Origin of the sequence: Hymenobacter antarcticus, assembly GCF_039539545.1 — a bacterium.
Lineage (GTDB): Bacteria > Bacteroidota > Bacteroidia > Cytophagales > Hymenobacteraceae > Hymenobacter > Hymenobacter antarcticus.
On the sequence record NZ_BAABDI010000002.1, the window covers coordinates 194,593 to 218,928 of the forward strand.

Genomic DNA, 24,336 nt, shown 5'->3' on the forward strand with positions numbered 1-24,336 from the left:
CCCGGGGAGCTCCCGCCACGCTATTCCCTCAGTTATTCACTTTAATCAGCTCCACGTCGAAGATGAGCGCCGTATCGCCGGGAATGTCGCGGCCGGCACCGCGCTTGCCGTAAGCCAGGTCCGACGGAATGTAAAGGCGGTATTTCGCGCCTTCGCCCATGAGCTGCAACGCTTCTGTCCAGCCGGCAATCACGCCATTCACGGGGAAGGTGGCGGGCTGGCCGCGCTGGTAGCTGCTGTCGAACACGGTACCGTTAATCAGGGTGCCGTGGTAGTGGGTGGTCACCGACGAGCCCAGGCCGGGCTTCTTGCCCGCGCCTTCGGTCAGCACTTCGTACTGCAGGCCGCTGGGCAGGGTGGTAACGCCGGACTTCTTGGCGTTTTCGGCGAGGAAGGCTTCGCCTTCGGCTTTGTTGTTGTTCATGGAGTCAGAATCTGGTTCTTGTTGGTCGTTTTCGGTACCGCCCATTTGCTCTTGCAATTGCTGCATGGCGGCCTGCATTTCTTCCTGGGTGAGGCGGCTGGGGAGGCCCTGGAGGCCTTCTTTCAGGGCGCCGGCCAGGGTATCCACGTCCAGTTCGAGGCCCTGCTGGGCAAAGTTGCGGGCCAGGTCGCGGCCAATGATGTAGCTCACCTGAGCTTGATGGGAATCGAGGTTCATAAAACCAGGAGGGGAATGGGTGAAGCTGCGGTGGCAGAAGCGAAGCCCTGCCACCGGCAGCCGGTAAAAAAAGGTTGCAACGGGTTACGCTGTTGGCGGGGCAAAGTTCCAAAAGCCGCGCCGAACCGCCGCATCCGGCCGCAATGGCCGAATCAATAACAAAAAAGCCCGGCTAAAGGCCAGGCTTTTTCAATAATAAATAGCGGTAGGATGCTGGATAACGATAATATAGCGGTTAGCAGTACTGATGATGGTCGTCGTCGCCGTGGAAGAAGAAGGTCAGGTCCAGGTCGGCCAGTTTGGCAGCCAGGTAGCTCACACCGCCCAGGAGCAGCAGCGAGGAAAGCGAGAAAGCAGTGGTCTTTTTCATATGGGTACTTGAAATAGCCTGGTGGTTAATTCTGATGCAAATATACGAAAGTTTGTCGAAAGTGTTATGCATGCAGCATAATTTAACCCAGACTTAACTTTCCAGACTCGCCACTTCCACCACCGCGCCGGGGGCCAAATCGCCCAGCAGGTGGCTGCCCACGCGCACGCGCACCAGCCGCAGCGTAGGAAAGCCCACGGCGGCCGTCATCTTGCGCACCTGCCGGAACTTGCCCTCCGTGACCGTGATGGACACCCAAGAGGTGGGGCCGTGCCGGTCGTCGCGAATTTTGCGGGTGCGGGGGGCAAAGCCGGGGGCGGGGTCGAGCCGAAAGGCCTGGCAGGGACTGGTGAGGTACTTCTCGTTGTGCACCCCGATTTCGACGCCCGCCCGCATCCGGGCCAGGGCCGCCTCGTCCATCAGCCCATCTACCTGGGCGTAGTATTCCTTTTCCACGTGCTTGCTCCGGATGGCCTCGCTCACCTTGCCATCGGTGGTGAGCAGGAGCAGGCCTTCGCTGTCCTCATCGAGCCGGCCAATGGACATGGTGCCGGCCGGGAAATCGTGAAATTTGCCCAGCATGGTCTTCTTCGCTTCGCCCGAAAACTGGCTGGTGAACTGACTGAGGCAGCCGTAGGGCTTGTGAATGAGGAAGTGGCGATGGGACATTAAGGAAGAATAGCGTTGAGATGAGCGCCAGGCCCGAGCGGCCTGGTGCAGGCTGGCGGCATTACGGGGCTTCGGAAACCTCGACCCGCCGGTTGCGGGCATCGGGCGAGGGATAAAGGGGCTGAGAATCGCCGTAGCCGCTGGGGCTGATGCGCCCGGCGGCAATGCCGGCCCTGACTAAATAGTTCTTCACCGCTTCGGCCCGCTGCTCGGACAGGGCCTGGTTTTTCTCGGGTTCGCCGATGCCGTCGGTGTGGCCGGCCACGCGCAGCTTGAGTGCGGGTCGGGCTTTGAGGGCCGCGGCCAGCTCATCGAGGGCCGGAATGGCCTCCGGCAGCAGCTCGGGCGTGCCCAGGCGAAACAACACCGTGGGCAGCCCCACGGGTGTGGCCGCGATGACGATGGGGCCCGGCACCGGCCGCAGCGTATCTGGCCGGGCAGGTGCCCGGGCCGGAACCGGAGCGGCCGGCCTGGCCGCGGTGGTGCCCGCCACCCGGATGGTGATGGGCACCGCCGCGCTCTGGCTGGTGGGGTAGTAGCCCTGCGTGAGGTAGAAGGTGGTGGTTTTGCCGAGCGTGGTGCGGAAGGAATTGCCGGTTGCTACGCGCTTCTTCAGGTCGGCATCGGCGTACCAGAGCACGTTGCGGCCCGAAACGCGCAGCGTGCTCGCGGTGCCGGCCGGCACCGTAGCGGCCGATTTCAGCTTGATGCGGTAGAAGGTGAGCGTGCCCACGTCGCAGTCGCCCACCGGGCGGTAGGTGGCGCGACCGCTCAGCTTTTCCAGCGCCGCGTCGTAGGTGAAGGTGATGGAGCCGGCGCACCAGAAGGTGAAGGGCGTGCGGCCGGTTTCGTTCAGCTTTTGCAGGTGTTCGAGGCGCAGGCCATTGGCCGTGCGGGTACCCTGCATCTGGAACGTAACCGAAATGCCCGGCTGCCCGCCTACTTCCTGGTAGAGCACGCCAAAGAGGCTGGTGCCCTTGCGCTGTTGCAGCCGAAGCACGGCCGGCCAATAGGAGTCTGGCTCGCTGGTTTCGGCTTCTACTCCCTGCCATAGGCCCGTCAGGGATTGGGCGCGCACCGGGGCCGCGAGCAGCAGCAAGCCGATGCCAAACCAAAAGCGGCGTTTCATTCGGGCAAAATTAACGACCGTTCCAGAAGTACACCGGTATGCGGCGCGTGGAACGCCACGCTGGGCATGTCATTCCACGCGCCGCATACCGGTCTATTGGCTCAATTAGAGCTCATTTCCAACTGATTAGGCCCCACACTACCCCAGATACGCCATATCCGCCGCGCTCAGCTTAATATCGGCGGCCTTCAGGTTTTCGCGCAAATGCGCCAGCGATGAAGTGCCCGGAATCGGCAGTATCCAGGGGGACTTGTGCAGCAGCCAGGCAATGTTGAGCTGCGCCTCGGTGGCGTTGTGCTTCCGGGCGATTTCGGCCAGCTTATCGCCCGCGTTGGGCAGGCCGTGCACCAGCGAGAAAAAGGGGATGAGCGGGATGCCATGCTGCTCGCACAGGTCCAGCACTTCCTCGCCGCCGGGGTTGGCGCCGTGCGGTAGCTCCATCGTGGTGCGTTGGGCGTAGCTGTACATGTTTTCCACGGTGGCAATGGGGCCCAGTTGCAGCCCTTCTTCCAACTCGGCGCGGGTCACGTTGCTCAGGCCCACGTGCTGGATTTTGCCTTCCCGCTGCATCTCGAACATGGCTCCCAGCTGCTCATCGAGCGGCACCGGGCCGTGCCCCATCAGCCTCAGGTGCACCAGCTGCACCTGTCCCTGCCGCAGGGTGCGCAGGTTGTTATCGATGCTGGCGCGCAGGTTTTCGGGGGTGTTGAAGGGCACCCAGCTTTTATCGGGTCGGCGGGTGGCACCCACTTTGGTGCAGATTATCAGGTCGGTCGGGTAGGGGTACAGGGCCTCGGCGATGAGCCGGTTGGTCACGTCTTCGCCGTAGTAGTCGGCGGTGTCGATGAAATTCACGCCGCTGGCCACGGCGGTTTTCAGGATTTCCAGGGCCTGGGGCCGGTCGGCGGGCTCGCCCCAGATTTCGGGGCCGGTGAGGCGCATGGTGCCGTAGCCGAGGCGCGAAACGGTGAGCGGCTGGGCGGCGTGTTGGGCGATGGTGATGGTCATGCAGCTGTAGTCGCTTGCAAAGCGCATCTACTTTAAATCTGCTGTTACGCAGCAGCATGTAGCGCGGACTTTGTAGTCCGCGAGTCTGCGCCGTTTAGTGGTTGTAGTGGCGCAGACTCGCGGACTACAAAGTCCGCGCTAAATCCCCCGAGGCGCTTTAACAAGTAGACTGCGTAACAGCAGTTTAAACCACGAGCATAAATAGCTGTGCGCTCATGTTGCGCGCCGCCGATGCATCTCGTTCGCTCTGTCTGTGATGCAGCATGACGTTCTTTCCGGGGCGTCCTGCTCCTTTACTGGAAGGGCAGCCAAGGCCAGGCAGTCGCCTCCTGCCTACCCCAAAAACCCTTGAAACGCCGTTAGAAACTGTCCTACATGGTAGCCATCGGCCAAGCCGTGGTGTGCATTGATGGACACCGGCATGAGGGTAGCCGCGCCTTCCAGATAGGTTTGGCCCACCGAAATCTTGGGGCAGCTATCGGGGTGCCCGAAGCTGCGGGCGTGGGTGAGGCCCGTGAAACGCACCCACGGCAGGGCTGAGAAGTGGATAACGTCGGGCCGGCCGGTGGTCTCGTTCAGGCGCAGGCCTGGGCTGGCCTGCACGGCCGCGATTTCGGCGTTGGCCGTGGGTAGGAAGGCCGCCAGCTCATCGTGGTGCTCGATAAAGGAAAACCCGAAGGTGTGGTCGGGCCGACCAATGGTGGCCGAGGCGTGGATGCGGTCGTAGCAGTACACCTGCCCGTTCTCGATGCGGTAGCGCAGGGCCTCCACCTGGTTCACCGCCCGCAAGGCCGCGTGCAGGTAATACAGAAAAAATGGAACCCCGAGCCGCTTGGCCTCGGCCAGGGCGCGGGTGCAGTCAACGGTGGCCACCAGACCGAAAAAAGGCTCCTCAAACGCGGAGAAGAAGGCAAAATGCTCGCGCCGGTTCCAGCTGGCCAGGTCAATAAGGTGCTTCATAGACCGGCAAAGGTCGGAGATTCTTGCCGGGTTGGGGAGTGTTATACAGTACGACTGACATGAGTAGAGCCAGTTTGGGCAAAGCCGGGACTTGCGCTAATCATCCGGGCGAGGCATTGCCCTGAAATAGAATTACTCGCAGCTTATCGGCCAAGACTTACGCCAGATTGCCGTTGTGCGGCAGTGGAGCTATTACCTCCCCGCGGGACTGGTCCCAGGTTGCGGCTTCGCCTAGAGCACCCATGCATAAGTAATCGTATGCCCCGGTCCGACCGCCCTAGGCGGTCTGACCGGTTGCCGTTGGGCCGAAATCGTTGGTGCTTCAACCGGTCAGACCGCCTAGGGCGGTCAGACCGGCAGGCCCGACTCGAATACGGTTACTTTTGAACGACTACTTAAACGCACACCGCGCCTGCCATACGGTGCCTTCTTCTCCACATTTTGAGGAGCTTTTTCGATATTTGCTCCCGCAACGGATATTTGCCGGGGCTGCCGCGCCAAGGCATTGCCCTTCTTTCCCCAAACCGACTTTTCTGATGACCAGACCCACGTTTGCCCACCCCATATTCGAGCAGCTTTATACCCGTGACTACTTCATTGATGATGCGGTGCTGCGTGAGATACTGGCCCTGGGGCCGGAAACGGCCGTGCCCGAGCTGCTGAAGATAACCGACGACACGCTGGATACCTTCCGTTACGACGACCCCGACGGGGCCGATTGGCTCGGGACTTTCTACTTCCTCCACGCGCTCTACCTGCTGCACGACCTGCACGCCCCCGAAGCCCTGGACGTGTGCCACCGCCTGCTGCGCCTCGACTCAGAAAGCACCGAGTTCTGGTTCGGCGATGAGCTGTTTGAGGAGGTGCCGGATATGCTGGCCCGCGCCGGCCAGACGCGCCTGCCCGAGCTACTGGCGATGCTGGAAGACCAGGAGATGCTGTTTCAGCACCGGTTGGTGGTTTCCGAGGCCCTTGCGCGGCTGGCCAGACTGCAGCCCGAGCTACGGCCCGCCATCAGCGCGTTTTTGCAGGGCTACCTGCGCCATATCATCGCGCACGCCGACCAGGCGGCGCAGCTTTTCCCGGCCGATACCGATGTATACGGCTACGCGCTGGAGGATTACCTGGGGCTGATGCTGGCCGATGTGCAGCAGGCGGGCCTGCGCGAGCTGGAACCCGAGCTGCGGGAGCTGCACCGCCTGGGCCTGGTCGATGAGAGCATATCCGGCGGGGCCGACGATATCGACTTCGACGAGGAGTATCCGCTGCTGCCTGCGCCCGACATCTTCACCCGCTACCAGCAGCTGCGCAACCTTCCCGACAACTACTCGCCCTTTCATCCCGACGCGGCCGGCATGGTCCTGCGCCGGGCCCGGCAGGAGGTGCAATACGCCCAAATCCGGCGCGACATGGCCCGCGAGCAGCCCCGGCCGGTGCAGTCCAAAATCGGCCGCAACGACCCGTGCCCCTGCGGCAGTGGCCAGAAATATAAGAAGTGCCACATGCCGTAATGGGCGCGGGCGGCGGGCCGGAGCGTTTCGGAACTGACCTGGCGGGTTTAGGCGCAGCCTCCACGTCAACAATAGTCACGAGCTACGTCTTCGCTTAAACCCGCGCCGGGTCGGTCGGTTCGGGCTAGTGCAGTTTCCGCTTTGCGGAACACAATTAAAAATGAAGAATTAAAAATTAAAAAATTGACTGACAGCTTTTTAACTTTTAATTCTTCATTTTTAATTCCTTTGAAAACTGTACACCAAGTTGGAAACCGCTGTAGCGTATCCCGCTCGTCCCAGGCACCTCCTACCGCCATCCGCAGTGGCAGAAGAGGCAAGTGCAGCCAGCAAGGAACCAAACTGACGCGTATTGGCATCCGTTTAGGGAAGCGTCCCTAAAATTAGCCGCCACAATTATCAGTTGCCTGGGTTGCCGTATCGCGCCCTTTTCTCCGAATCAATTTTTCTGATGACCCGCCCCACTTTTGCCCACCCGGTATTCGAGCAGCTCTATACTCGGGACTATTTTATCGATGATGCGGTGCTGCGCGAAATCCTGGCGCTGGGGCCGGAAACGGCCGTGCCCGAGCTGCTGAAGATAACCGATAGCACGCTCGATAATTTCCAGGCCGACGACCAGCCCGCCCAGGATTGGTGGGACACCTACTATTTCTTCCACGCCCTCTACCTGCTGCACGACCTGCAAGCCCCCGAAGCCTTCGACGTGTACCGCCGCCTGCTGCGCCTCGATTCGGAAAGCACCGAATTTTGGTTTGGGGATGACTTGATGGAGGACGTGCCGAGCCTGCTGGCCCGCGCCGGCCAAACGCGCCTGCCCGAGCTGCTGGCCATGCTGGAAGACCAGGAAATGCTGCTCCAGCACCGGCTGGTAGCCGGCGAGGCCCTTTCGCGGCTGGTCAGGGAACAGCCCGAATGGCGGCCGGCCACCAGCGCCTTTTTGCAGCAGCACCTGCGCTACATCATCGCGCACGCCGACCAGGCGGCGCAGCTTTTCCCGTCGGATAGTGGCGTGTATCACTACGACGTAGGAGATTATCTGGGCTTCCTGCTGGCCGATTTGCAGGAAGCGGGCCTGCGCGAGCTGGAGCCGGAGATGCGGGAGCTGCACCGCCTGGACCTGGTGGATGAGCGCATCGCCGGCGGGGCCGACAAAATTACCTTCGACCGGAATCGTCCGCTGCGGTCTTCCCCCGACATCTTTACCCGCTACCAGGAGCTGCGCGCGCGCCCCGACAACTACTCCCCGTTTCACCCCGACGCGGCGGGCCTTGCCCGGCGCCGGGCCGAGCAGAAGGCGGAATACGCCCGGCGCCGGCGCGCCATTGCTACCCAGCCGCTCCGGCCGGTGCAAACCAAAATCGGCCGCAACGACCCTTGCCCCTGCGGCAGCGGCCAGAAGTACAAGAAGTGCCACGGGTAGGAGCGGGTAGCCGAGCTGGTGCAAGTTTAGGCGAAGTCGTAACGTGTGCTCTCTATTCGGAGGGTTATTCCCTCGCCCGTCCCCAGGTGCCCCCGCCGCCGCTTGCCGTGGCTGAGGAGCCGGCAGCAGCCCCCGCAGCAACCGGCTGCTACCCTGCCCGTTGCCGGCCGCTTTTTTTCGTTTGCCCGGCCGAACGGATATTTGCTGCCGCATCATAGCGGCCACCATTCACCCAAACCAATTTCACTGATGATTCGGCCCACGTTTACGCACCCGGTATTCGAGCAGCTTTTTGAGCATGATTATTTTATTGATGATGCGGTACTGCGCGAGATACTGGCGCTGGGACCGGAAACGGCCGTGCCCGAGCTGCTGAAAATAATCAGCGATACGATGGATAGTTTTCTCTACGAAGACTTTAAGAGCGACGACTGGCTGGATAATTACCATTTCTTCCACGCCCTCTACCTGTTGCACGACCTGCAAGCCCCCGAAGCCTTCGACGTGTATCTCAGTATATTACGCCTCGACTCGCCAACCATCGAGTTCTGGTTTGGGGATGATTTGTTTGAGGACGTGCCGAACCTGCTGGCCCGCGCCGGCCAAACGCGCCTGCCCGAGCTGCTGGCCATGCTCGAAGATGAGGAAATGCTGCTCCAGTACCGGCTGGTGGCTTCCGAAGCCATCGCCCGGCTAGCCAGGCAGCAGCCCGAACTACGGCCCGCCATCAGTGCGTTTTTGCAGCGCTTCCTGCGCCATATCATCACGCACGCCGACCAGGCGGCGCAGCTTTTTCCGACCGATACGGGGAGCCACGGCTACGCGCTGGAAAATTTTCTGGGGAGCATGCTGTACGATGTGCAGGAGCCCGGCCTGCGCGAACTGGAACCCGAGGTGCGGGAACTGCACCACCTGGGCCTGGTCGATGAAAGAATGGCCGGCGGGGCGGGTAAAATCAACTTTGACCGGGCGCGTCCGTTGTGGCCCAACCCCGCCGACATCTTCATCCGTTACCAGCAGCAGCGCGACAATCCCGATAATTATTCGTCCTCTCAGCCCGACGCGGCCGCCATTGCCCTGCGCCGGGCCCAGCAGGAAGTGAAAAACGCCGCGTACTGGCGCGCCATCGCCGCCCCGCCCCGCCCGGTGCTCGCCAAAATCGGCCGCAACGACCCTTGCCCCTGCGGCAGCGGCCAGAAGTACAAGAAGTGCTGTGGGTAGGAGCGGGTAGCCGAACTGGCGCGGGTTTAGGCGAAGCCGTAATTCGTGCCCACCATCCGGGGTTGTTCCCCCGCGCCCCCAAGCGCCCCCACCGCCTCTTGGAGTGGCGGGGGAGCCGGTAGAATCTAAAAGTTCGCATTATGCGAACTTTTATACTATTTTTGGCGTAACAATTATGAAAGTCCACCTCATCAAACGGCAGACAGTTGAAGACTACACGGCCCAACATGCCCGCAGCCGCAGCTCATTCGCGCTGTGGCTAACCGCCGTGAAATACGCCGACTGGAACACACCCGCCGACATTCAGCAAACCTTCGGCGCGGCCGATTTGCTGGGCAATGGCAGCAACCGCGTGGTGTTTGACATTGGTGGGAATAATTACCGGCTCATTGCCAGTTATTCATTCGGCCAGCACCAGGTTCACCTGTTCATCTGCTGGCTCGGCACCCACGCCGAATACGATAAACTTTGCGCTAAGAACCGGCAGTACACCGTTACCCTTTACTAATACGGATTATGGAAACCCTAAAATATACCGTCATCAAAGATGCCCAGCAGTACCAAGCTTACTGCTCGCAACTTGAGAAACTCGTGACCCTTCCAGCTCCCTTAGTTGCCATTCAGGAGGAAATTGACCTGCTCACGCTGCTCATCGAAACCTGGGACCACGCCCACGCCACCCTGCCCGATGCCGACCCCATCGAGTTGCTGTGCTCCCTGATGGCCGCCCGCCAATTGCTGGCCAAGGACTTGGTAGCCGCCCTGGGCCTGAGCAAAGGCGCGGTATCCGACATCCTCAACCGCCGCCGGGGCTTGTCGAAAGAAGTAATCCGCCGCCTCGCCAGCTACTTCCAGGTTTCACATGAAGCGTTTAACCGGCCTTACGAATTGGCCGCCCCCGCCGCAACGCTGCCACGCAACGCGCGGCTGGTGCACCAAGGCGGAACAAAGGCGGCTGCCTAAGCGCGCCCGCCCCGAGCGCCCCCGCCGCCTCTTGGAGTGGCATAAGAGGCGGGAGAAGCTGCTTGAAGTTAGCCCAAGTAGTAAATCGTTGCCGGACCTTTACCTTCCTTCCTGATGCGCTGTTGCGTCAGCAACCCAGCTAGGATACGCTTCACCGTTGGAGAGGGGATAGCGAGTTTCTCGGCTATTTGGCCCGATTTGCAGCCCGGATAGTTGCCGACAAATGCCAAGACGGCTTTTTCGCGGGGTGAGGTCTGCGTATCGGTTTCGTGCGCGGTCAGTTTCTGTAATAATTGCTGCTGCACCTTCAGCAACGCATCAAAAAAGAAAGCCAGCCACGACGAGATGTTCTCGCCCGGCCGTTGCGCCTGGCATTTTTGCAATTCGCGGTAGTAGTTCGTTTTCCGGCTCTCGATTTCGTGCTCCAGGCTCACGTACTGAATCCAGACGTAGCCGTGGCGCAGGAGCAGCAGCGTAGCCAGCAGCCGGCTCAGCCGCCCGTTGCCGTCCTGAAACGGGTGGATGCTCACAAAGTCGTAGCAAAACAGCGCGCACTGCACCAGCGGGTGCGTCGCCTCGTCGGTGTGGTACCAGGCCAGCAGCCCGCGCATGGCGTCTTCGGTGGCAATGCCGGGGGGCGTGGTTTGAAAAATCAGCTGCTTCGTGCCATTGGGCAGGGTGGCTTCCACGGCGTTGCTGTGCTGCTTGTAGTTGCCCCGGTGCCAGTCGTCCTTGCGGCTGAAACGGAGTAATTGGTTATGCAGCCCTTTGATGCTGTTTTCCGAGATGTCGATGTCGGCGTAGGATTCCGAAATTAAATCCAGCACCTGGAAATAGCCCACTACTTCCTGCGAATCCCGGTCTTCGAGCTTGGTGATGTCTGTGTTGCGCAGCAGCACTTCAACCTCCTCGTCGCTCATCCGCGAGCCTTCGATGCGGGTAGAGGCCCCTACGCTCCGCACCGTGGCAATAGCTTTCAGCTGCTTCAGCGTCTGCCCTTCGCGCCGCTCAATGGCCGCCCAGCGGGCATCGAACCGGTCAAGCTTGCTCAGCGTGCCCAACAAGGCCCAATCCAGAGTTATTTCAACGGTGTGCACTTGCTCAGCCATCCCCAAAGATAACAGGCGCCATCAACCCGTGATACGATTTGATACGATTATATCCAATGCTGATACGATTGCAAGCTGCCACTTCAAGCGAGCCCAAGCACCTGCCCGCCCCAAGTGCCCCCGCCGCCTCTTGAAGTGGCTGGGGAGACGGGGAAGCTGCTGTAAAAGCTCCCACTTACGCGGGGAAACGCACGACTGACCTTCGTTGTCAGTTTTCAATTGCATCTATCATTCTACCCCAAGAGGTTGGGACTGTAGAGTGGTTTTAATTCACGATAATAATACTGCTAAGAATTGTCCTTTTGAATTGAGTAGTAAATATCCAAAATATTGCTTTGATGGTTTTTAGGAAACTCATCGGTCATTTGTTGCAGCAATTTACTCATCAAATTTTGAGCTTCAGTGTACAAATTGGTTGATGGGTTAATACCTCCTGGCGAATAAAACGCGATTGTTGTATCAATTACAAATCTGTAATTAAGATGGTCATGACGAATACTTACTTCGTTCATAGAGCCCCAAATCCGGCTGTTATAAACTATGCTAAACTCGCTTATGCTCTTTGGCATTTGCTTATGAAGAATCAACAAAAGCTTTGTCATTAAAGCGCACCGTCGAATTGTCCATTCCCAATCAACAAGGTTTTGTGGCTTCGTAAATGTGACGGTAAAACATTTGTCTTTACGCAGCTTCAGTTCTTCAATTACATACGACAAACCGGAGTTTGTCTCCATATAAGTAAAGTTGATGGGCACCATCTTTACTTTGTTGTTTACGACAAATTTTTTGCCATAAACTTCTTTCTTCTCAAATAGTGCTACGATAATTATCGATAGGAAAGGGAATATTGCGCCTACAAACAATCCATCCCAGTAGGAGTGCCCTTTCGATTTAGCTAAATTAGAAACGTAAACTAACTGTATTATGTAGAATAACAGAAAGATGAAAAGCATAGGACACAGTTTCTAAAGAGTCATTAAGTAATGAAATGATATTTATTACATATTCCGCCGGTACTGCCCGCCGACCTCAAACAGCGCGTTCGTAATCTGCCCCAGTGAGCAGAATTTCACCGTTTCCATCAGCTCGTCAAACAGGTTCCCGTTGGCCACGGCGATTTGCTGGAGCTGCTTGAGCCGCGCCGGAACTTGGGCGGCGTTGCGCTGGTGCAGCAGGGTGAGCATGTCGATTTGGTACTGCTTTTCCTCCTCCGTGGCGCGGATGACTTCGGCCGGCACCACCGTGGGCGAGCCTTTGGACGAGAGGAAAGTATTCACGCCGATAATGGGGTACTCGCCGGTGTGCTTCAGCATCTCGTAGTGCATGCTTTCCTCCTGAATTTTGCCGCGCTGGTACATGGTTTCCATGGCCCCGAGCACGCCGCCGCGCTCCGTGATGCGGTCGAATTCGAGCAACACCGCCTCTTCCACCAGCTCGGTCAGCTCCTCGATGATGAAGGAGCCTTGCAGCGGGTTTTCGTTCTTGGCCAGCCCCAGCTCGCGGTTGATGATGAGCTGAATGGCCATGGCCCGGCGCACCGACTCCTCGGTGGGTGTGGTGATGGCCTCGTCGTAGGCGTTGGTATGCAGGCTGTTGCAGTTGTCGTAGATGGCGTACAGCGCCTGCAGCGTGGTGCGGATGTCATTGAAGTCGATTTCCTGGGCGTGCAGGCTGCGGCCCGAAGTCTGAATGTGGTATTTCAGCATCTGGCTGCGGGCATCGGCGCCGTACTTCAGCTTCATGGCCTTGGCCCAGATGCGGCGCGCCACCCGCCCAATCACGGCATACTCGGGGTCGATGCCGTTGGAGAAGAAGAAGCTCAGGTTCGGCGCGAAGTCGTTCACGCTCATGCCCCGGCTCACGTAGTATTCTACGAACGTGAAGCCGTTGCTCAGCGTCAGGGCCAGCTGGGTGATGGGGTTGGCCCCGGCCTCGGCGATGTGGTAGCCCGAAATCGAGACGGAGTAGAAATTCCGCACCTTCTCCGTGATGAAGTACTGCTGCACGTCGCCCATCAGGCGCAGCGCAAATTCGGTGCTGAAAATGCAGGTGTTCTGGGCCTGGTCTTCCTTGAGAATATCGGCCTGCACGGTGCCGCGCACCTGCGTCAGCGTGCGGGCTTTGATGGTGGCGTACACCTCGGCGGGTAGCACCTGGTCGCCGGTCACGCCCAGCAGGCGCAGGCCCAGGCCGTCGTTGCCGGCCGGCAATTCGCCCTGGTAGCGGGGGCGGGGCTGGCCCAATGCCGCGTAAATGGCATCGATTTTGGCATCCGTTTCCGCCTCCAGGCCGTTTTCCTGAATGTAAAACTCGCACTGCTGGTCGATGGCCGCATTCATGAAAAACGCCGCCAGCGTAGCCGCCGGACCGTTAATGGTCATCGAAACCGACGTGCTGGGGTTGGCCAGATTGAAGCCCGAGTACAGCTTCTTGGCATCGTCGAGGCAGGCGATGCTCACGCCCGCGTTGCCGATTTTACCATAGATGTCGGGCCGGTGGTCGGGGTCCTCGCCGTACAGCGTCACAGAGTCGAAGGCCGTGCTCAGGCGCTTGGCCGGCAGGCCCATGCTCACGTAGTGGAAGCGGCGGTTGGTCCGTTCCGGCCCGCCTTCGCCGGCAAACATGCGGGTAGGGTCTTCGCCCTCGCGCTTGAAAGGGAATACGCCCGCCGTGTAGGGAAATTCGCCGGGGAAGTTCTCCTGCATGGCCCAGCGCAGCCGGTCGCCCCAACCCGTGTAGCGCGGCACCGACACTTTCGGTATCATATTGCCCGACAGCGACTTGGTATGCGTCTGCACCCGGATTTCCTTGCCCCGCACCGAGTACACGTACTCCGGGTCGCGGTAGTTTTGCAGGGTGCTTTCCCAGTTTTCCAGAATGGCCTGGCTGTCGGCGTCGAGCCGGCGCAGCTGGGTTTGCTTGTTCTTCTCGAACTCCTCCACCGTGCCTTCCGGACTCTTTTTATCGGCGCGGTAGTGCTCCTCCAGCTTCGCAAACGCCCCGGCCACCTCGGCAATGTTGGCCTGCTCGCGCACGCGCTGGTCGTAGGCGCGGTTGCTTTCGGCAATCTCCGAGAGGTAGCGCGTGCGGTGCGGCGGGATGATGTAAATCTTCTCCGAATCCGACGTGCTGGTTTCCAGGTGCGAGGCGAAAATGGCGCCGGTCTTGGTTTCCAGCATCTTGAGCACCGCCCGGTACAGCCGGTTCATGCCGGGGTCGTTGAACTGGGATGCTATCGTGCCGAACACTGGCATCTGGTCCGTGGGCGTGTCCCAGAGGCCGTGGTTGCGCTGGTACTGCTTGCGCACGTCGCGCAGCGCATCCAGCGCCCCGCGCTTGTCGAACTTGTTCAGCGCAATCACATCCGCGAAATCGAGCATGTCGATTTTCTCCAGCTGCGTGGCCGCGCCGTACTCGGGCGTCATCACGTAGAGGCTGGCGTCGGAGTGCTCGATGATTTCGGTATCGGACTGGCCGATGCCGGAGGTTTCGAGAATAATCAAGTCATAGTTGGCGGCCTTCACCACGTCCACGGCATCCTGCACGTAGCGGCTCAGCGCGAGGTTGCTCTGGCGGGTGGCCAGGCTGCGCATGTACACGCGGGGCGAATTGATGGCATTCATCCGAATCCGGTCGCCGAGCAGCGCCCCGCCGGTCTTGCGCTTACTGGGGTCCACGGAGATAATGGCGATGGTCTTTTCCGGGAAGTCCATCAAAAAGCGCCGCACCAGCTCATCCACGAGGCTGGATTTGCCCGCGCCGCCCGTGCCCGTGATGCCCAGAATTGGTGCCTGGTGCCTGGTGCTTAGTGCCTGGTTCTGGCTTTTCTCCTCCAACTGAAAATCGGAAACCAGCTGGCCTTTAACCCGCTCAAATTCCTCTGGGAAGTTCTCCGCCGCCGAAATCAAGCGGCCAATGCTGCGCGCGTCTTTCTCCTTGACGTGGCCAGCCTCACCGTTCAGGTTCTGGCCCGTTGGGAAGTCCGCCTGCTCCAGTAGGTTATTAATCATGCCCTGCAAGCCCATCGCCCGTCCATCATCGGGCGAGTAGATGCGGGTAATTCCATACGCTTGTAAGTCGGCAATCTCCGTGGGCAGAATCACGCCGCCGCCGCCGCCGAAGATTTTGATGTGGCCCGCGCCGCGCTCCTTCAGCAGGTCGAAGATGTACTTGAAGTACTCGTTGTGCCCGCCCTGGTAGCTGGTAATGGCAATGGCCTGGGCATCTTCCTGAATGGCGCAATCCACGATTTCCTGCGCCGAGCGGTTGTGCCCGAGGTGAATCACCTCCGCGCCGCTACTCTGAATGATGCGGCGCATGATATTAATAGCCGCGTCGTGCCCGTCGAACAAAGCGGCGGCGGTGACGATGCGAACGTGGTTCTTCGGTTTGTAAGGCGCGGTGGGAGCGGGGTGCATATTAAGAAGTAGCGCGGACTTTGTAGTCCGCGACCATAAGGGTGAAAATGTGCGCGAAGGTACGAAAAACGCCCCGGCGGTGTGGCCGGGGCGGGTCTGGGAATTGGCTAGTAGTATTCCGATTGCAGGTAGTCCAGAAACTCCTGCCACGTTCGGCCCACTACAATCGTCGTCTCTTCATCATGCCCAATAAATGGTGTCAAGACAAATTTACCAGCAGCTTTATTAATGGCAAAAGCCTCACCGCCACCGTCTGAGCCGATTAGCAAATAGCCGGGATAAAACTCATCTGCTTCACGAGTGACGTTAAATTGCAGCAATTCATCCGCTTCAATCAAATAAGCACCACCGAATTCATAAGTGCTTTCAGCAGTAAATAAATAGGCCAGGTATTCCTGTGGAAGCGCAAAATCAAGCGTGTCTAAAAAGTCCTGTTGATACTGTGGAATCATAAGAAGTAAGAAACAATCACCGCAGCTTTCGCAAATCCAGTACAAACCCCACCAGCACTTCCTCCCCCGAAAGCTCCCGCTCAAACCCCTGCACCATTAGTCACAATCCGAATTTCGTGCTGCGCGTTGCGCTCAATGCGCCATTTGCGGTGCTGCTGGCAGAAGTCGAAAAACTCCTCCTCGCTCATGCGGCTCATGTAAGGGTCGTCCAACACCAGGGGTTCGTCGGCAAAGAGCGGGTCCATGGCAAATCGGGAATGTATAAGTAGGTCGTGAAAACTACTTTGCAATAAAAAAGAACGTCATGCCTATCTGGCGTCCGCGTAGTCGAAGCATCTCTACCGCTTCATCAGGTCCGTTCAGCGAAGCGGTAGAGATGCTTCGACTTCGCTCAGCATGACGTGCTGATAAGTCAAACTAATTCCTTCGGCCTACTTACGGCAGCAAGTTACAGCTAAAGCTTAGTGACAGTAACTAGGGTAAAATAGGTCCTGACGCTACACAGCCGGACCGCCTCCCTGGCAGCCCGGCTGTTGCTCAAGGTTCGGCAGATGCCTAAGCGGCCGTCGTTTCTTTCCCGGATTTGGCCTTCTTCACGTCCGGAATCAGGTTGTGCGGGTTAATCACGAATTTCTTCGCCACGCCTTTATCAAACTCCGCATAGCCTTTAAGAGCATCGTCGAGGCTGATTACCTCCACGTTCACGGCTTTGGCAATTTGCACCTTGTCGTACAGAATAGCCTGCATGAGCTGGCGGTTGTAGCTCATCACGGGCGTCTGGCCGGTGTGGAAGGAGTGGCTCTTGGCCCAGCCGAGGCCGAAGCTGATGGACAGGTTGCCGGTTTTCGCTGCTTTGTCCTCGGCACCGGGGTCGGCCGTCACGTACAGGTCGGGGCCGCTTACTTGCCTTCGATGGCCTGCTGGCCGGCTTCGGCCACGGCGTGGTCGTTTTCCACGCTGCTGCCCGACACGCCAATGGCCCCGACAACCTGGCCGTGGCCGTCCTTAATGGGGATGCCGCCCGGGAAGGAAATAAGGCCGCCGTTCGAATGCTCAATGCCGAAGAGCGAACCGCCGGGCTGCGAAAGGCCGCCGATGGCACCCGTGGGCATGTCGAAGAAGCGCGCCGTTTTGGCCTTTTTGATGGAGATATCGAGCGAGCCGAGCCAGGCACCGTCCATACGGGCAAACGCCACCAGGTTGGCACCGGCATCTACCACGGCAATATTCATTTTTACGCCCATTTCAAGCGCTTTCTGGTGTGCGGCCTGGATAGCGGCCTGGGCATGTTCGAGGGTAATTCCCATATGAATCTGGAAAATGAGTGAGATTTGTTGTTCCCGAAATACTCCTTTCCCAAGGGGTTTGTTGGGCCTGAGTAGCAGTTTGCGATAATACCGGACCAACATTGCGATGATAGTATGCTCGGCCCCACCGGGCATAAAAATACCCTGACGGGTCAGCCAGGGTATTTTTATGCCAACTGTTACCAGTGCGCATCGGGAATATTGATGAAACGATTTTCCCTGTTGGCGCTGAGCATGGGAAGCGCGGCAGATTGCCGCTGGCTTTACCCGAAACTCACCGGTGGACTCAGGACCACTCGCCAGGCAATGGCCACCAGTACCGCCAGCGCCACCAGGCCCCAGGCTATTTGCGTGGGCTGGGGCTTGCGCACCGTGGTCGAAAATACTTCGTTGAGGCAGCCCAGGGCCAGCGGGGTTACCAGCAAGCCCATCATCGCCAGGTGCAGGAATTCCTGCATGGTGATGTAGTGAATTTTGGTCAGGGCGATGAATGCGCCGCCTACCAGCCACGGCACAATCAGGGTACTTACCACCATCAGCTGCCGGTTGGCGTAGCGCATCACGGTTTTAGAGTCGTGGGCCTGCAAAAAGGCAATGGCCCCAAAATAGCCCAGCGCGAGCTGCGCCATCCCCGCCAGCAGGGCCAGGGTCACGTTCATCACGTTGCCGAGCTGGAAGAGCCACTCGGGCACGTACCAGGAGCCTGCCTGAATGAAGGTGTCGGCTAGCAGCGCCCCAAACACCGCGTTGCAGGCCTGAAAAGCCACCCACAGCAGCAGCAGCTTAAAATTGCCCCGCCTGGCCCGCTCGCCCCGCCAGTACCAGCGGAAAGCGACCGCACCCAGCACCAGGCATACCACCGGGCCAATGCCATGCGCGGCCACCACGGCCGTGCGCCACCATTCGCCGTCGCTCAGCGTATACACAATCCGGCTCGGGTCCCAGCTGCCGCGCAAGTGGTAGAAGCGCGAAACCTGCAGCTTGGCCAGCTGATGCACGCCCCACACCAGGTAGTAGGCCAGCACGTAGAGCGCGGTGCCATTCAGGGCCGAAATCAGGAACTTGCCGCGGTCGTTTTCGAAGGTGTTTTGGGGCAGCGTAGTTGTTTCCGGTTGCATAGGCGTATTTGGTTAATCAGGAACCAACAAAACTAAGCAGCTACGGCGAATTGCCGGGCGCGGCATTTGGCGAAACCCAACCAGGCCTTTCTGGCTTTTGCAACCGATAGTTCGTACCTTCGCGGACTGAAAAACCGCCCTCTGTGAAGAATATCCGCAACTTTTGCATCATTGCCCACATCGACCACGGGAAAAGCACCCTGGCCGACCGCCTGCTGGAATTTACCAGCACCGTGGCCAAGCGCGACATGCAGGCCCAGCTGCTCGACAATATGGACCTGGAGCGCGAGCGCGGCATCACCATCAAGAGCCACGCCATTCAGATGCAGTATCCCTACAAAGGGGAAATCTACACGCTGAACCTGATTGACACGCCCGGCCACGTCGATTTTAGCTACGAAGTAAGCCGCAGTATTGCCGCCTGCGAAGGCGCCCTGCTGATTGTGGATGCCTCGCAGGGTATCGAAGCCCAGACGATTTCCAACCTCTACCTCGCCATCGGGGCCGATTTGGAAATTATTCCGGTCCTCAACAAAATCGACCTCCCGCACGCCATGCCGGAGGAAGTGACCGACGAAATCGTGGACCTCATCGGCTGCGAGCCCGGCGATATTCTTCATGCCTCGGGCAAAACCGGCATCGGCATCGAAGCCATTCTCAACGCCATCTGCGACCGTATTCCGGCCCCGAAAGGCGACCCGGAAGCGCCGTTGCAGGCCCTGATTTTCGACTCGGTCTTCAACTCCTACCGGGGCATCGAAGTCCTGTTTCGCATCAAGAACGGCACCATGCGCAAGGGCGACAAGGTGAAATTCATGGCCACGGGCAAAGAGTACGGAGCCGATGAAATCGGCATCCTGGGCCTGAACCAGGAGCCCCGCCAGGAAATGGGCGCCGGCAACGTGGGCTACCTCATCTCGGGCATCAAAGAAGCCCGCGAGGTGAAAGTGGGCGACACCATCACCCACGTAAACCGGCCCACGGCCGAGGCCATCCAGGGTTTTGCCGATGTGAAGCCCATGGTTTTCGCCGGTATTTATCCCGTCGAAACCACCGAGTACGAAGAGCTGCGCTCCAGCATGGAGAAGCTGCAGCTCAACGATGCCTCGCTGGTGTGGGAGCCCGAAACGTCGGTGGCGCTGGGCTTCGGCTTCCGCTGCGGCTTCCTGGGCATGCTGCACATGGAAATCGTGCAGGAGCGCCTCGAGCGCGAGTTCAACATGACGGTTATCACTACCGTGCCCAGCGTGCAGTTTCACGCCATCGGCACCAAAGACCAGCTGCTGACCATCAACGCGCCCTCCGAAATGCCGGAGCCGAACCTGATTAAGCTCATCGAAGAGCCCTTCATCAAAGCGCAGATTATCACGGCCTCGGAGTACGTGGGGCCCATCATCACGCTGTGCATGGACAAGCGGGGCATCATCAAGGGCCAGTCCTACCTCACTTCCGAGCGGGTGGAAATGACGTTTGAGCTGCCGCTGTCCGAAATCGTGTTCGACTTCTTCGACAAGCTCAAAACCATCAGCCGCGGCTACGCCTCGCTCGACTACGAGCTGATTGGCTTCCGCGAAGCCGACATGGTGAAGCTCGATGTGATGCTGAACGGCGAAAAGGTCGACGCCCTGTCCGCCATCGTGCACCGCTCCAAGAGCTACGAGTGGGGCAAGCGCCTCTGCGAAAAGCTCCGCGAGCTGTTGCCCCGCCAGATGTTCGATATTGCCATTCAGGCGTCTATCGGGCAGAAAATTATCGCCCGCGAAACCGTGAAAGCCCTGCGCAAAAACGTAATCGCGAAGTGCTACGGCGGCGATATCAGCCGGAAACGCAAGCTGCTCGAAAAGCAGAAAGAAGGCAAGAAGCGGATGCGCTCCGTGGGCTCCGTCGAAATTCCGCAAGAAGCCTTCCTGGCAGTTTTGAAAATTGATTGATTTGAAAAGAGCGGCTTTCGGGCCGCTTTTTTTTATTAACAGTTTCTGTTACGCTGACTGACCAAAAGGCGGCATCAGCGGGGGAAGCACCTTACTAGGGCTGCCTTCGTTAGATTTATTAACCCACGCGGCGCAAGGCGTGCCCAGGCCCTTCGCCGTGCTCAAGATAACAACCCACCTATGAATCAAACCACCACCATCAATCTCATCGACGGTAAGCAGACCGCTGAAGACATAAAACGTGAAATTGCGGCGGCCGTTGCTGGCATACTAGCCCGGGGCGAGAAAATTCCGCACCTGGCCGCCATTCTGGTTGGCCACGACGGCGGCTCCGAAACCTACGTGCGCAATAAGGTGCTGGCCTGCGAGCGGGTCGGGTTCCGGTCCACGCTGCTGCGCTACGAAGACGACATTACCGAAGCTGCCTTGCTGGCCAAAGTGGACGAGCTGAACCGCGACCCGGAGATTGACGGCTTCATCGTGCAGCTTCCGCTGCCGGCTCACATCAACCCCGAAAAGGTCATCGAAGCCATCCGGCCGGAGAAGGATGTCGACGGATTTCACCCCATGAATATTGGCCGGATGGTAGCCGGCTTGCCCGCCTTGCTGCCCGCCACGCCCTCCGGCATTGTGGAGCTGTTGAGCCGGCAGGGCATCAAAACCAGTGGCAAGCATGCCGTCGTGATTGGCCGCTCCAATATTGTTGGTACACCCGTTAGTATACTGCTAGCCAAGAACTTGGATAATGCGAATTGCACCGTTACTTTATGTCATTCGCGAACTGAAAACCTGGCCGAAATCTGCCGCACGGCTGATATTGTGGTGGCCGCCATTGGCCGGCCCGAGTTCGTGACCGCCGACATGGTGCGGCCCGGTGCGGTCGTGATTGACGTGGGTACCACCCGCGTGCCGGACCCCAGCAAGAAGAGCGGCTATACCCTGAAGGGCGATGTGAACTTTGCCGAAGTAGCCCCGTTGGCCTCGGCTATCACGCCGGTACCGGGCGGGGTGGGCCCCATGACCATCGCCATGCTCCTGCTCAATACCCTGCGGGCGGCCACCGGCGAAATTTACCCGCGCACCGCTAGCTGATTTTTGGAATATTTGGTTAACCTACTACCACGACGTACTTTTAAAGTCCGACGATGGGAACGGTGTGTCCACGCATCGTCGTTGTTGGTGATGCGGTTATTAAGGCCAGTTTTAGTTTGATACCAGTGAGTTTACTTTCTTTAGATACTATTGCACCTTTTGGTGATGGCCTCGAGGCCGAAGCAGGTATGCTACTGCCCGTCATGGAGCAGTTCTATACGATTCAGGGCGAGGGATATAATGCCGGGCGGGCTGCTTATTTTATCCGGTTGGGTGGTTGCGATGTGGGCTGCGTGTGGTGCGATGTGAAGGAGTCCTGGGATGCCGACGCCCATCCGCGCCAGTCCGTGGCGCAGCTGGTTGAGGCCGTGCTGGCTCACCCCGGCCGCGATGTCGTTATTACCGGCGGCGAGCCCCTGATGCATGACTTGGGCCCGCTTACGGCGGTACTTAAGGCGGCTGGCTGCCGAACCTGGCTCGAAACGTCGGGTGCCCATCCGCTGTCGGGCACCTGGGATTGGGTGTGCCTGTCGCCCAAAAAATTCAAAGCTCCGCTGCCCGGGGTGCTCGCTGCCGCGCACGAGCTCAAGGTGGTCGTGTTTAATGGCCATGATTTTGCATGGGCCGAAGAGCATGCCGCCCTGGTGCCTGCCACCACCCGGTTATACTTGCAGCCCGAGTGGAGCCGGGCCGCCCGGATGACTCCCGAGCTGGTGGAGTATGTGAAGCAGCATCCGCGCTGGCAGGTGTCGCTTCAGACTCACAAATATCTAGACATTCCGTAGCCTTTCCTATGCGTCGCATTTCAGTGTTGGGGGCAGTGCGCCTCGGAATGATGTGTCTGCTGGGGCTGGTTTCCGCCGAAACGGCCTGGAGCCAACTCCCCCCCAAAGTGCAGATGCCCACCAACACCAAGGCGCGCAGCCTTCTGGAGAAGGCCCAGCAACAAACCAAGGAGCGGGATTTCATCAAAGCGGTGGAAACCCTGACCCAACTCAACCAGAAGTTCCCTTCGTTTGGCGAAGCCTTCCTGCTGAAGGGCTCCCTGCTGAAGGCAATGGGCGACAACCGCGGGTCCCTCGCGGCCTACCGCGACGGCTTGGCCAAGGTGCCGGTTGATGCTATTCACGCGTCTGAATACCAGCTGCTTGGTGATTTGGCCCTGAGCTACGGCGACTACCAGACGGCGCTTGATGCCTACAAGCAGCTGATGAAAGTTGCGCCCAAAGCGCAGAAGAACCTCGCCAAGTCGCAGCGGCAGCTGCTCACCTGCGAGTTTGCCCTTGAGGCCCTGAAGCATCCCATCGGCGAGGCCCCGGTGGCGCTGCCCGCACCGATGAACAGCTTCAAGTTCCAATATTTCCCGGCCCTGACGGCGGATAACCGCTTCCTGCTCTTCACGGGACGACCAGCCGCCAGCAGCGGGGAAGACCTCTACATCAGCCGGCAGAATAAGGATGGCTCTATGGGCGAGCCCGTGCCTATTTCGCCTACTATCAACTCCAGCTATAATGAAGGGGCCGGCTCGATTTCGGGCGACGGTAAAACGCTGGTCTTTGCTTCCTGCGACCGGCCTAAAGCCGTCGGCAACTGCGACTTGTACATTTCGCGGCGCACCGGTAACAACTGGAGCGTCCCGGTCAATCTGGGCCTCAACGTGAATTCTACGGAGTGGGACTCCCAGCCGTCGCTCTCGGCCGATGGGCGGACGCTCTACTTCACCTCGACACGGCGGGGCGGCCAGGGGCAGGAAGACATTTACGTGACCAACCTTCAGCCCGATGGTAACTGGAGCCCGGCCCAAAATCTGGGTAAGCCCGTGAATACGGTGGGCAAGGACATGGCCCCGTTCATCCACGCCAGCGGTACCACGCTGTACTACGTGACCGATGGCCTGGTGGGCATGGGCGGGCTGGACGTTTTTCGCTGTGAGAAAGCGGGCAATGGCAGCTGGAGCATGCCCCATAACCTGGGCTATCCCCTCAACACCTTTGAAAACGAGGCGTCACTTTTCATCACCTCCGATAACCAGCGGGGCTTCTGCTCGCGGAGCCAGGCCAGTGAGGAGCCGCCCGGTGGCTACCGCCTGGCCCGGGAGCGCCCCGTCGAGCTCTTCGGCTTTGCCGTGCCGCCGCCGGTGCGCGCCCGCGAAACCAGCACTTACACCCAGGGCCGGGTATTCGACGCGAACACGAAAAAGCCCCTCAAGGCTGAAGTGAAGCTCTATGACCTTGATACGGATGTGCTGACCCAGTTTGTGACGTCCGACCCCGAATACGGCGACTACACGGTGGTGCTCAACGAAGGCCATCACTACGCCATGTACGCGGCGGCCGATAAATACCTGCTCAAAAGCCTCAGCTTCGACTATTCCGACCTGCATACCTTCAACCCACAGGCGCTGGACATCTATTTGGAGCCTGTGCGCTCGGGCCGTAGCGTAGTGCTGAATAACCTGTTTTTCGACACCAATAAGTACGACCTGAAGCCTCAGTCCCGGACGGAGCTGAACCGGCTGATTGAGTTTCTGCGGCAATACCGCGACGTGCAGATTGAGGTATCCGGCTACACTGATAACGTGGGCTCGCCCGAGACTAACATTCAGCTGTCGCAGCGCCGGGCGCAGTCGGTGGTGGAATATCTGTCGGGCCACGGTATTTCCATGACGCGGCTACGCTCTAAAGGCTACGGCGAGGGCCACCCATTGGCGGCCAATGATACCGAGACACACCGCCGGCTGAATCGTCGCATCGAGCTGCATATTCTTTAGTCGGGGCTAAATCAGGATGAGCATTCTGTGCTTTTCTAGAGTAGTGATGTAGCCTTTGGTGGGGATTTTACCCCAATAATCAGTCATTGGGGTAATTAACGTATTGGATGAAGTGCCTTCCAAAACGGCAAAAATCAGCTGATTTACCTAAAGTAATACTTTAATCAAGTGAAATTATAATTGTACTTATGCGGCAAAAAAGTATGGCTCGCCCGTTGGCGAGC

At 59.0% G+C, this 24,336-nt stretch carries 23 protein-coding genes; 9 read left to right on the plus strand and 14 right to left on the minus strand.

Going from position 1 to position 24,336, the window contains the following annotated elements; genetic code table 11:
- Window positions 1-28: 28 nt before the first annotated feature.
- The 6 genes from bamJ to ABD819_RS02755 all read right to left on the minus strand — a co-directional run bounded on the left by bamJ (window position 29) and on the right by ABD819_RS02755 (window position 4,797).
- Window positions 29-661 (minus strand): BamJ family beta-barrel-assembly machinery protein, encoded by a 633-nt coding sequence (gene bamJ, locus ABD819_RS02730; protein WP_345120714.1) that lies wholly within the window; start codon window positions 659-661, stop codon window positions 29-31.
- A gap of 235 nt (window positions 662-896) precedes the next feature.
- Window positions 897-1,031, minus strand: a complete 135-nt coding sequence (locus tag ABD819_RS02735) for a hypothetical protein (protein ID WP_345120716.1) — start codon at window positions 1,029-1,031, stop codon at window positions 897-899.
- A gap of 93 nt (window positions 1,032-1,124) precedes the next feature.
- A complete protein-coding gene (locus ABD819_RS02740) occupies window positions 1,125-1,700 on the minus strand; it encodes a pseudouridine synthase (RefSeq protein ID WP_345120718.1) in 576 nt (191 codons plus the stop codon).
- 61 nt (window positions 1,701-1,761) lie between these two features.
- Window positions 1,762-2,829 (minus strand): OmpA family protein, encoded by a 1,068-nt coding sequence (locus tag ABD819_RS02745; RefSeq protein ID WP_345120720.1) that lies wholly within the window; start codon window positions 2,827-2,829, stop codon window positions 1,762-1,764.
- A 138-nt stretch (window positions 2,830-2,967) separates the two neighbouring features.
- Window positions 2,968-3,837 (minus strand): aldo/keto reductase, encoded by an 870-nt coding sequence (locus ABD819_RS02750; protein ID WP_345120722.1) that lies wholly within the window; start codon window positions 3,835-3,837, stop codon window positions 2,968-2,970.
- Window positions 3,838-4,170: 333 nt separating this feature from the next.
- The gene (locus ABD819_RS02755; protein WP_345120724.1) at window positions 4,171-4,797 is read right to left on the minus strand and encodes a CatA-like O-acetyltransferase; all 627 of its coding nucleotides are present in this window, start codon (window positions 4,795-4,797) and stop codon (window positions 4,171-4,173) included.
- Window positions 4,798-5,333: 536 nt separating this feature from the next.
- On the opposite strand from ABD819_RS02755, the gene ABD819_RS02760 reads away from it, so the two are divergent.
- The 5 genes from ABD819_RS02760 (at window position 5,334) to ABD819_RS02780 (ending at window position 9,915) form a co-directional block, all read left to right on the plus strand.
- Window positions 5,334-6,308: a YecA family protein gene (locus tag ABD819_RS02760; protein WP_345120726.1), complete on the plus strand. Its 975-nt coding sequence runs from the start codon at window positions 5,334-5,336 to the stop codon at window positions 6,306-6,308.
- Between the two features lie 451 nt (window positions 6,309-6,759).
- On the plus strand, window positions 6,760-7,731 hold the full coding sequence (locus tag ABD819_RS02765) for an SEC-C metal-binding domain-containing protein (protein ID WP_345120728.1): 972 nt from the start codon (window positions 6,760-6,762) through the stop codon (window positions 7,729-7,731).
- Window positions 7,732-7,980: 249 nt separating this feature from the next.
- Window positions 7,981-8,952 carry a YecA family protein gene (locus ABD819_RS02770; protein ID WP_345120730.1) on the plus strand — a complete coding sequence of 324 codons (972 nt, stop codon included), beginning with the start codon at window positions 7,981-7,983 and terminating at the stop codon, window positions 8,950-8,952.
- Window positions 8,953-9,127: 175 nt separating this feature from the next.
- Entirely contained in the window at window positions 9,128-9,460 is a 333-nt protein-coding gene (locus ABD819_RS02775) for a type II toxin-antitoxin system HigB family toxin (RefSeq protein ID WP_345120732.1), read from the plus strand.
- Between the two features lie 8 nt (window positions 9,461-9,468).
- Window positions 9,469-9,915, plus strand: coding sequence for a helix-turn-helix domain-containing protein (locus tag ABD819_RS02780; RefSeq protein ID WP_345120734.1), 447 nt, complete (start codon window positions 9,469-9,471; stop codon window positions 9,913-9,915).
- 68 nt (window positions 9,916-9,983) lie between these two features.
- Here the strand turns inward: ABD819_RS02780 and ABD819_RS02785 are convergent, their stop codons facing one another.
- The 8 genes from ABD819_RS02785 to ABD819_RS02820 all read right to left on the minus strand — a co-directional run bounded on the left by ABD819_RS02785 (window position 9,984) and on the right by ABD819_RS02820 (window position 18,319).
- The gene (locus ABD819_RS02785; protein WP_345120736.1) at window positions 9,984-11,024 is read right to left on the minus strand and encodes a Fic family protein; all 1,041 of its coding nucleotides are present in this window, start codon (window positions 11,022-11,024) and stop codon (window positions 9,984-9,986) included.
- A gap of 287 nt (window positions 11,025-11,311) precedes the next feature.
- Window positions 11,312-11,977 (minus strand): hypothetical protein, encoded by a 666-nt coding sequence (locus ABD819_RS02790; protein WP_345120738.1) that lies wholly within the window; start codon window positions 11,975-11,977, stop codon window positions 11,312-11,314.
- A gap of 45 nt (window positions 11,978-12,022) precedes the next feature.
- Window positions 12,023-15,442, minus strand: a complete 3,420-nt coding sequence (locus ABD819_RS02795; protein ID WP_345120740.1) for a methylmalonyl-CoA mutase family protein — start codon at window positions 15,440-15,442, stop codon at window positions 12,023-12,025.
- 107 nt (window positions 15,443-15,549) lie between these two features.
- Window positions 15,550-15,894: an SMI1/KNR4 family protein gene (locus ABD819_RS02800; protein WP_345120742.1), complete on the minus strand. Its 345-nt coding sequence runs from the start codon at window positions 15,892-15,894 to the stop codon at window positions 15,550-15,552.
- Between the two features lie 80 nt (window positions 15,895-15,974).
- Window positions 15,975-16,139, minus strand: coding sequence for a hypothetical protein (locus ABD819_RS02805; protein ID WP_345120744.1), 165 nt, complete (start codon window positions 16,137-16,139; stop codon window positions 15,975-15,977).
- 310 nt (window positions 16,140-16,449) lie between these two features.
- Window positions 16,450-16,776, minus strand: coding sequence for an MDR/zinc-dependent alcohol dehydrogenase-like family protein (locus tag ABD819_RS02810; RefSeq protein WP_425553908.1), 327 nt, complete (start codon window positions 16,774-16,776; stop codon window positions 16,450-16,452).
- A 17-nt stretch (window positions 16,777-16,793) separates the two neighbouring features.
- Window positions 16,794-17,201, minus strand: coding sequence for a GlcG/HbpS family heme-binding protein (locus ABD819_RS02815; RefSeq protein WP_345120745.1), 408 nt, complete (start codon window positions 17,199-17,201; stop codon window positions 16,794-16,796).
- Between the two features lie 263 nt (window positions 17,202-17,464).
- Window positions 17,465-18,319: a hypothetical protein gene (locus ABD819_RS02820; RefSeq protein WP_345120747.1), complete on the minus strand. Its 855-nt coding sequence runs from the start codon at window positions 18,317-18,319 to the stop codon at window positions 17,465-17,467.
- A 143-nt stretch (window positions 18,320-18,462) separates the two neighbouring features.
- Between ABD819_RS02820 and lepA the strand changes: the two genes are divergently transcribed.
- From lepA to ABD819_RS02840, 4 genes are all read left to right on the plus strand, one after another.
- Window positions 18,463-20,250 (plus strand): translation elongation factor 4, encoded by a 1,788-nt coding sequence (lepA, locus tag ABD819_RS02825; protein WP_345120749.1) that lies wholly within the window; start codon window positions 18,463-18,465, stop codon window positions 20,248-20,250.
- 198 nt (window positions 20,251-20,448) lie between these two features.
- On the plus strand, window positions 20,449-21,342 hold the full coding sequence (locus tag ABD819_RS02830) for a bifunctional 5,10-methylenetetrahydrofolate dehydrogenase/5,10-methenyltetrahydrofolate cyclohydrolase (protein WP_345120968.1): 894 nt from the start codon (window positions 20,449-20,451) through the stop codon (window positions 21,340-21,342).
- A 203-nt stretch (window positions 21,343-21,545) separates the two neighbouring features.
- On the plus strand, window positions 21,546-22,127 hold the full coding sequence (locus ABD819_RS02835; protein ID WP_345120751.1) for a 7-carboxy-7-deazaguanine synthase QueE: 582 nt from the start codon (window positions 21,546-21,548) through the stop codon (window positions 22,125-22,127).
- A gap of 8 nt (window positions 22,128-22,135) precedes the next feature.
- Window positions 22,136-24,112, plus strand: coding sequence for an OmpA family protein (locus ABD819_RS02840; protein ID WP_345120753.1), 1,977 nt, complete (start codon window positions 22,136-22,138; stop codon window positions 24,110-24,112).
- The last annotated feature ends 224 nt before the right edge of the window (window positions 24,113-24,336 follow it).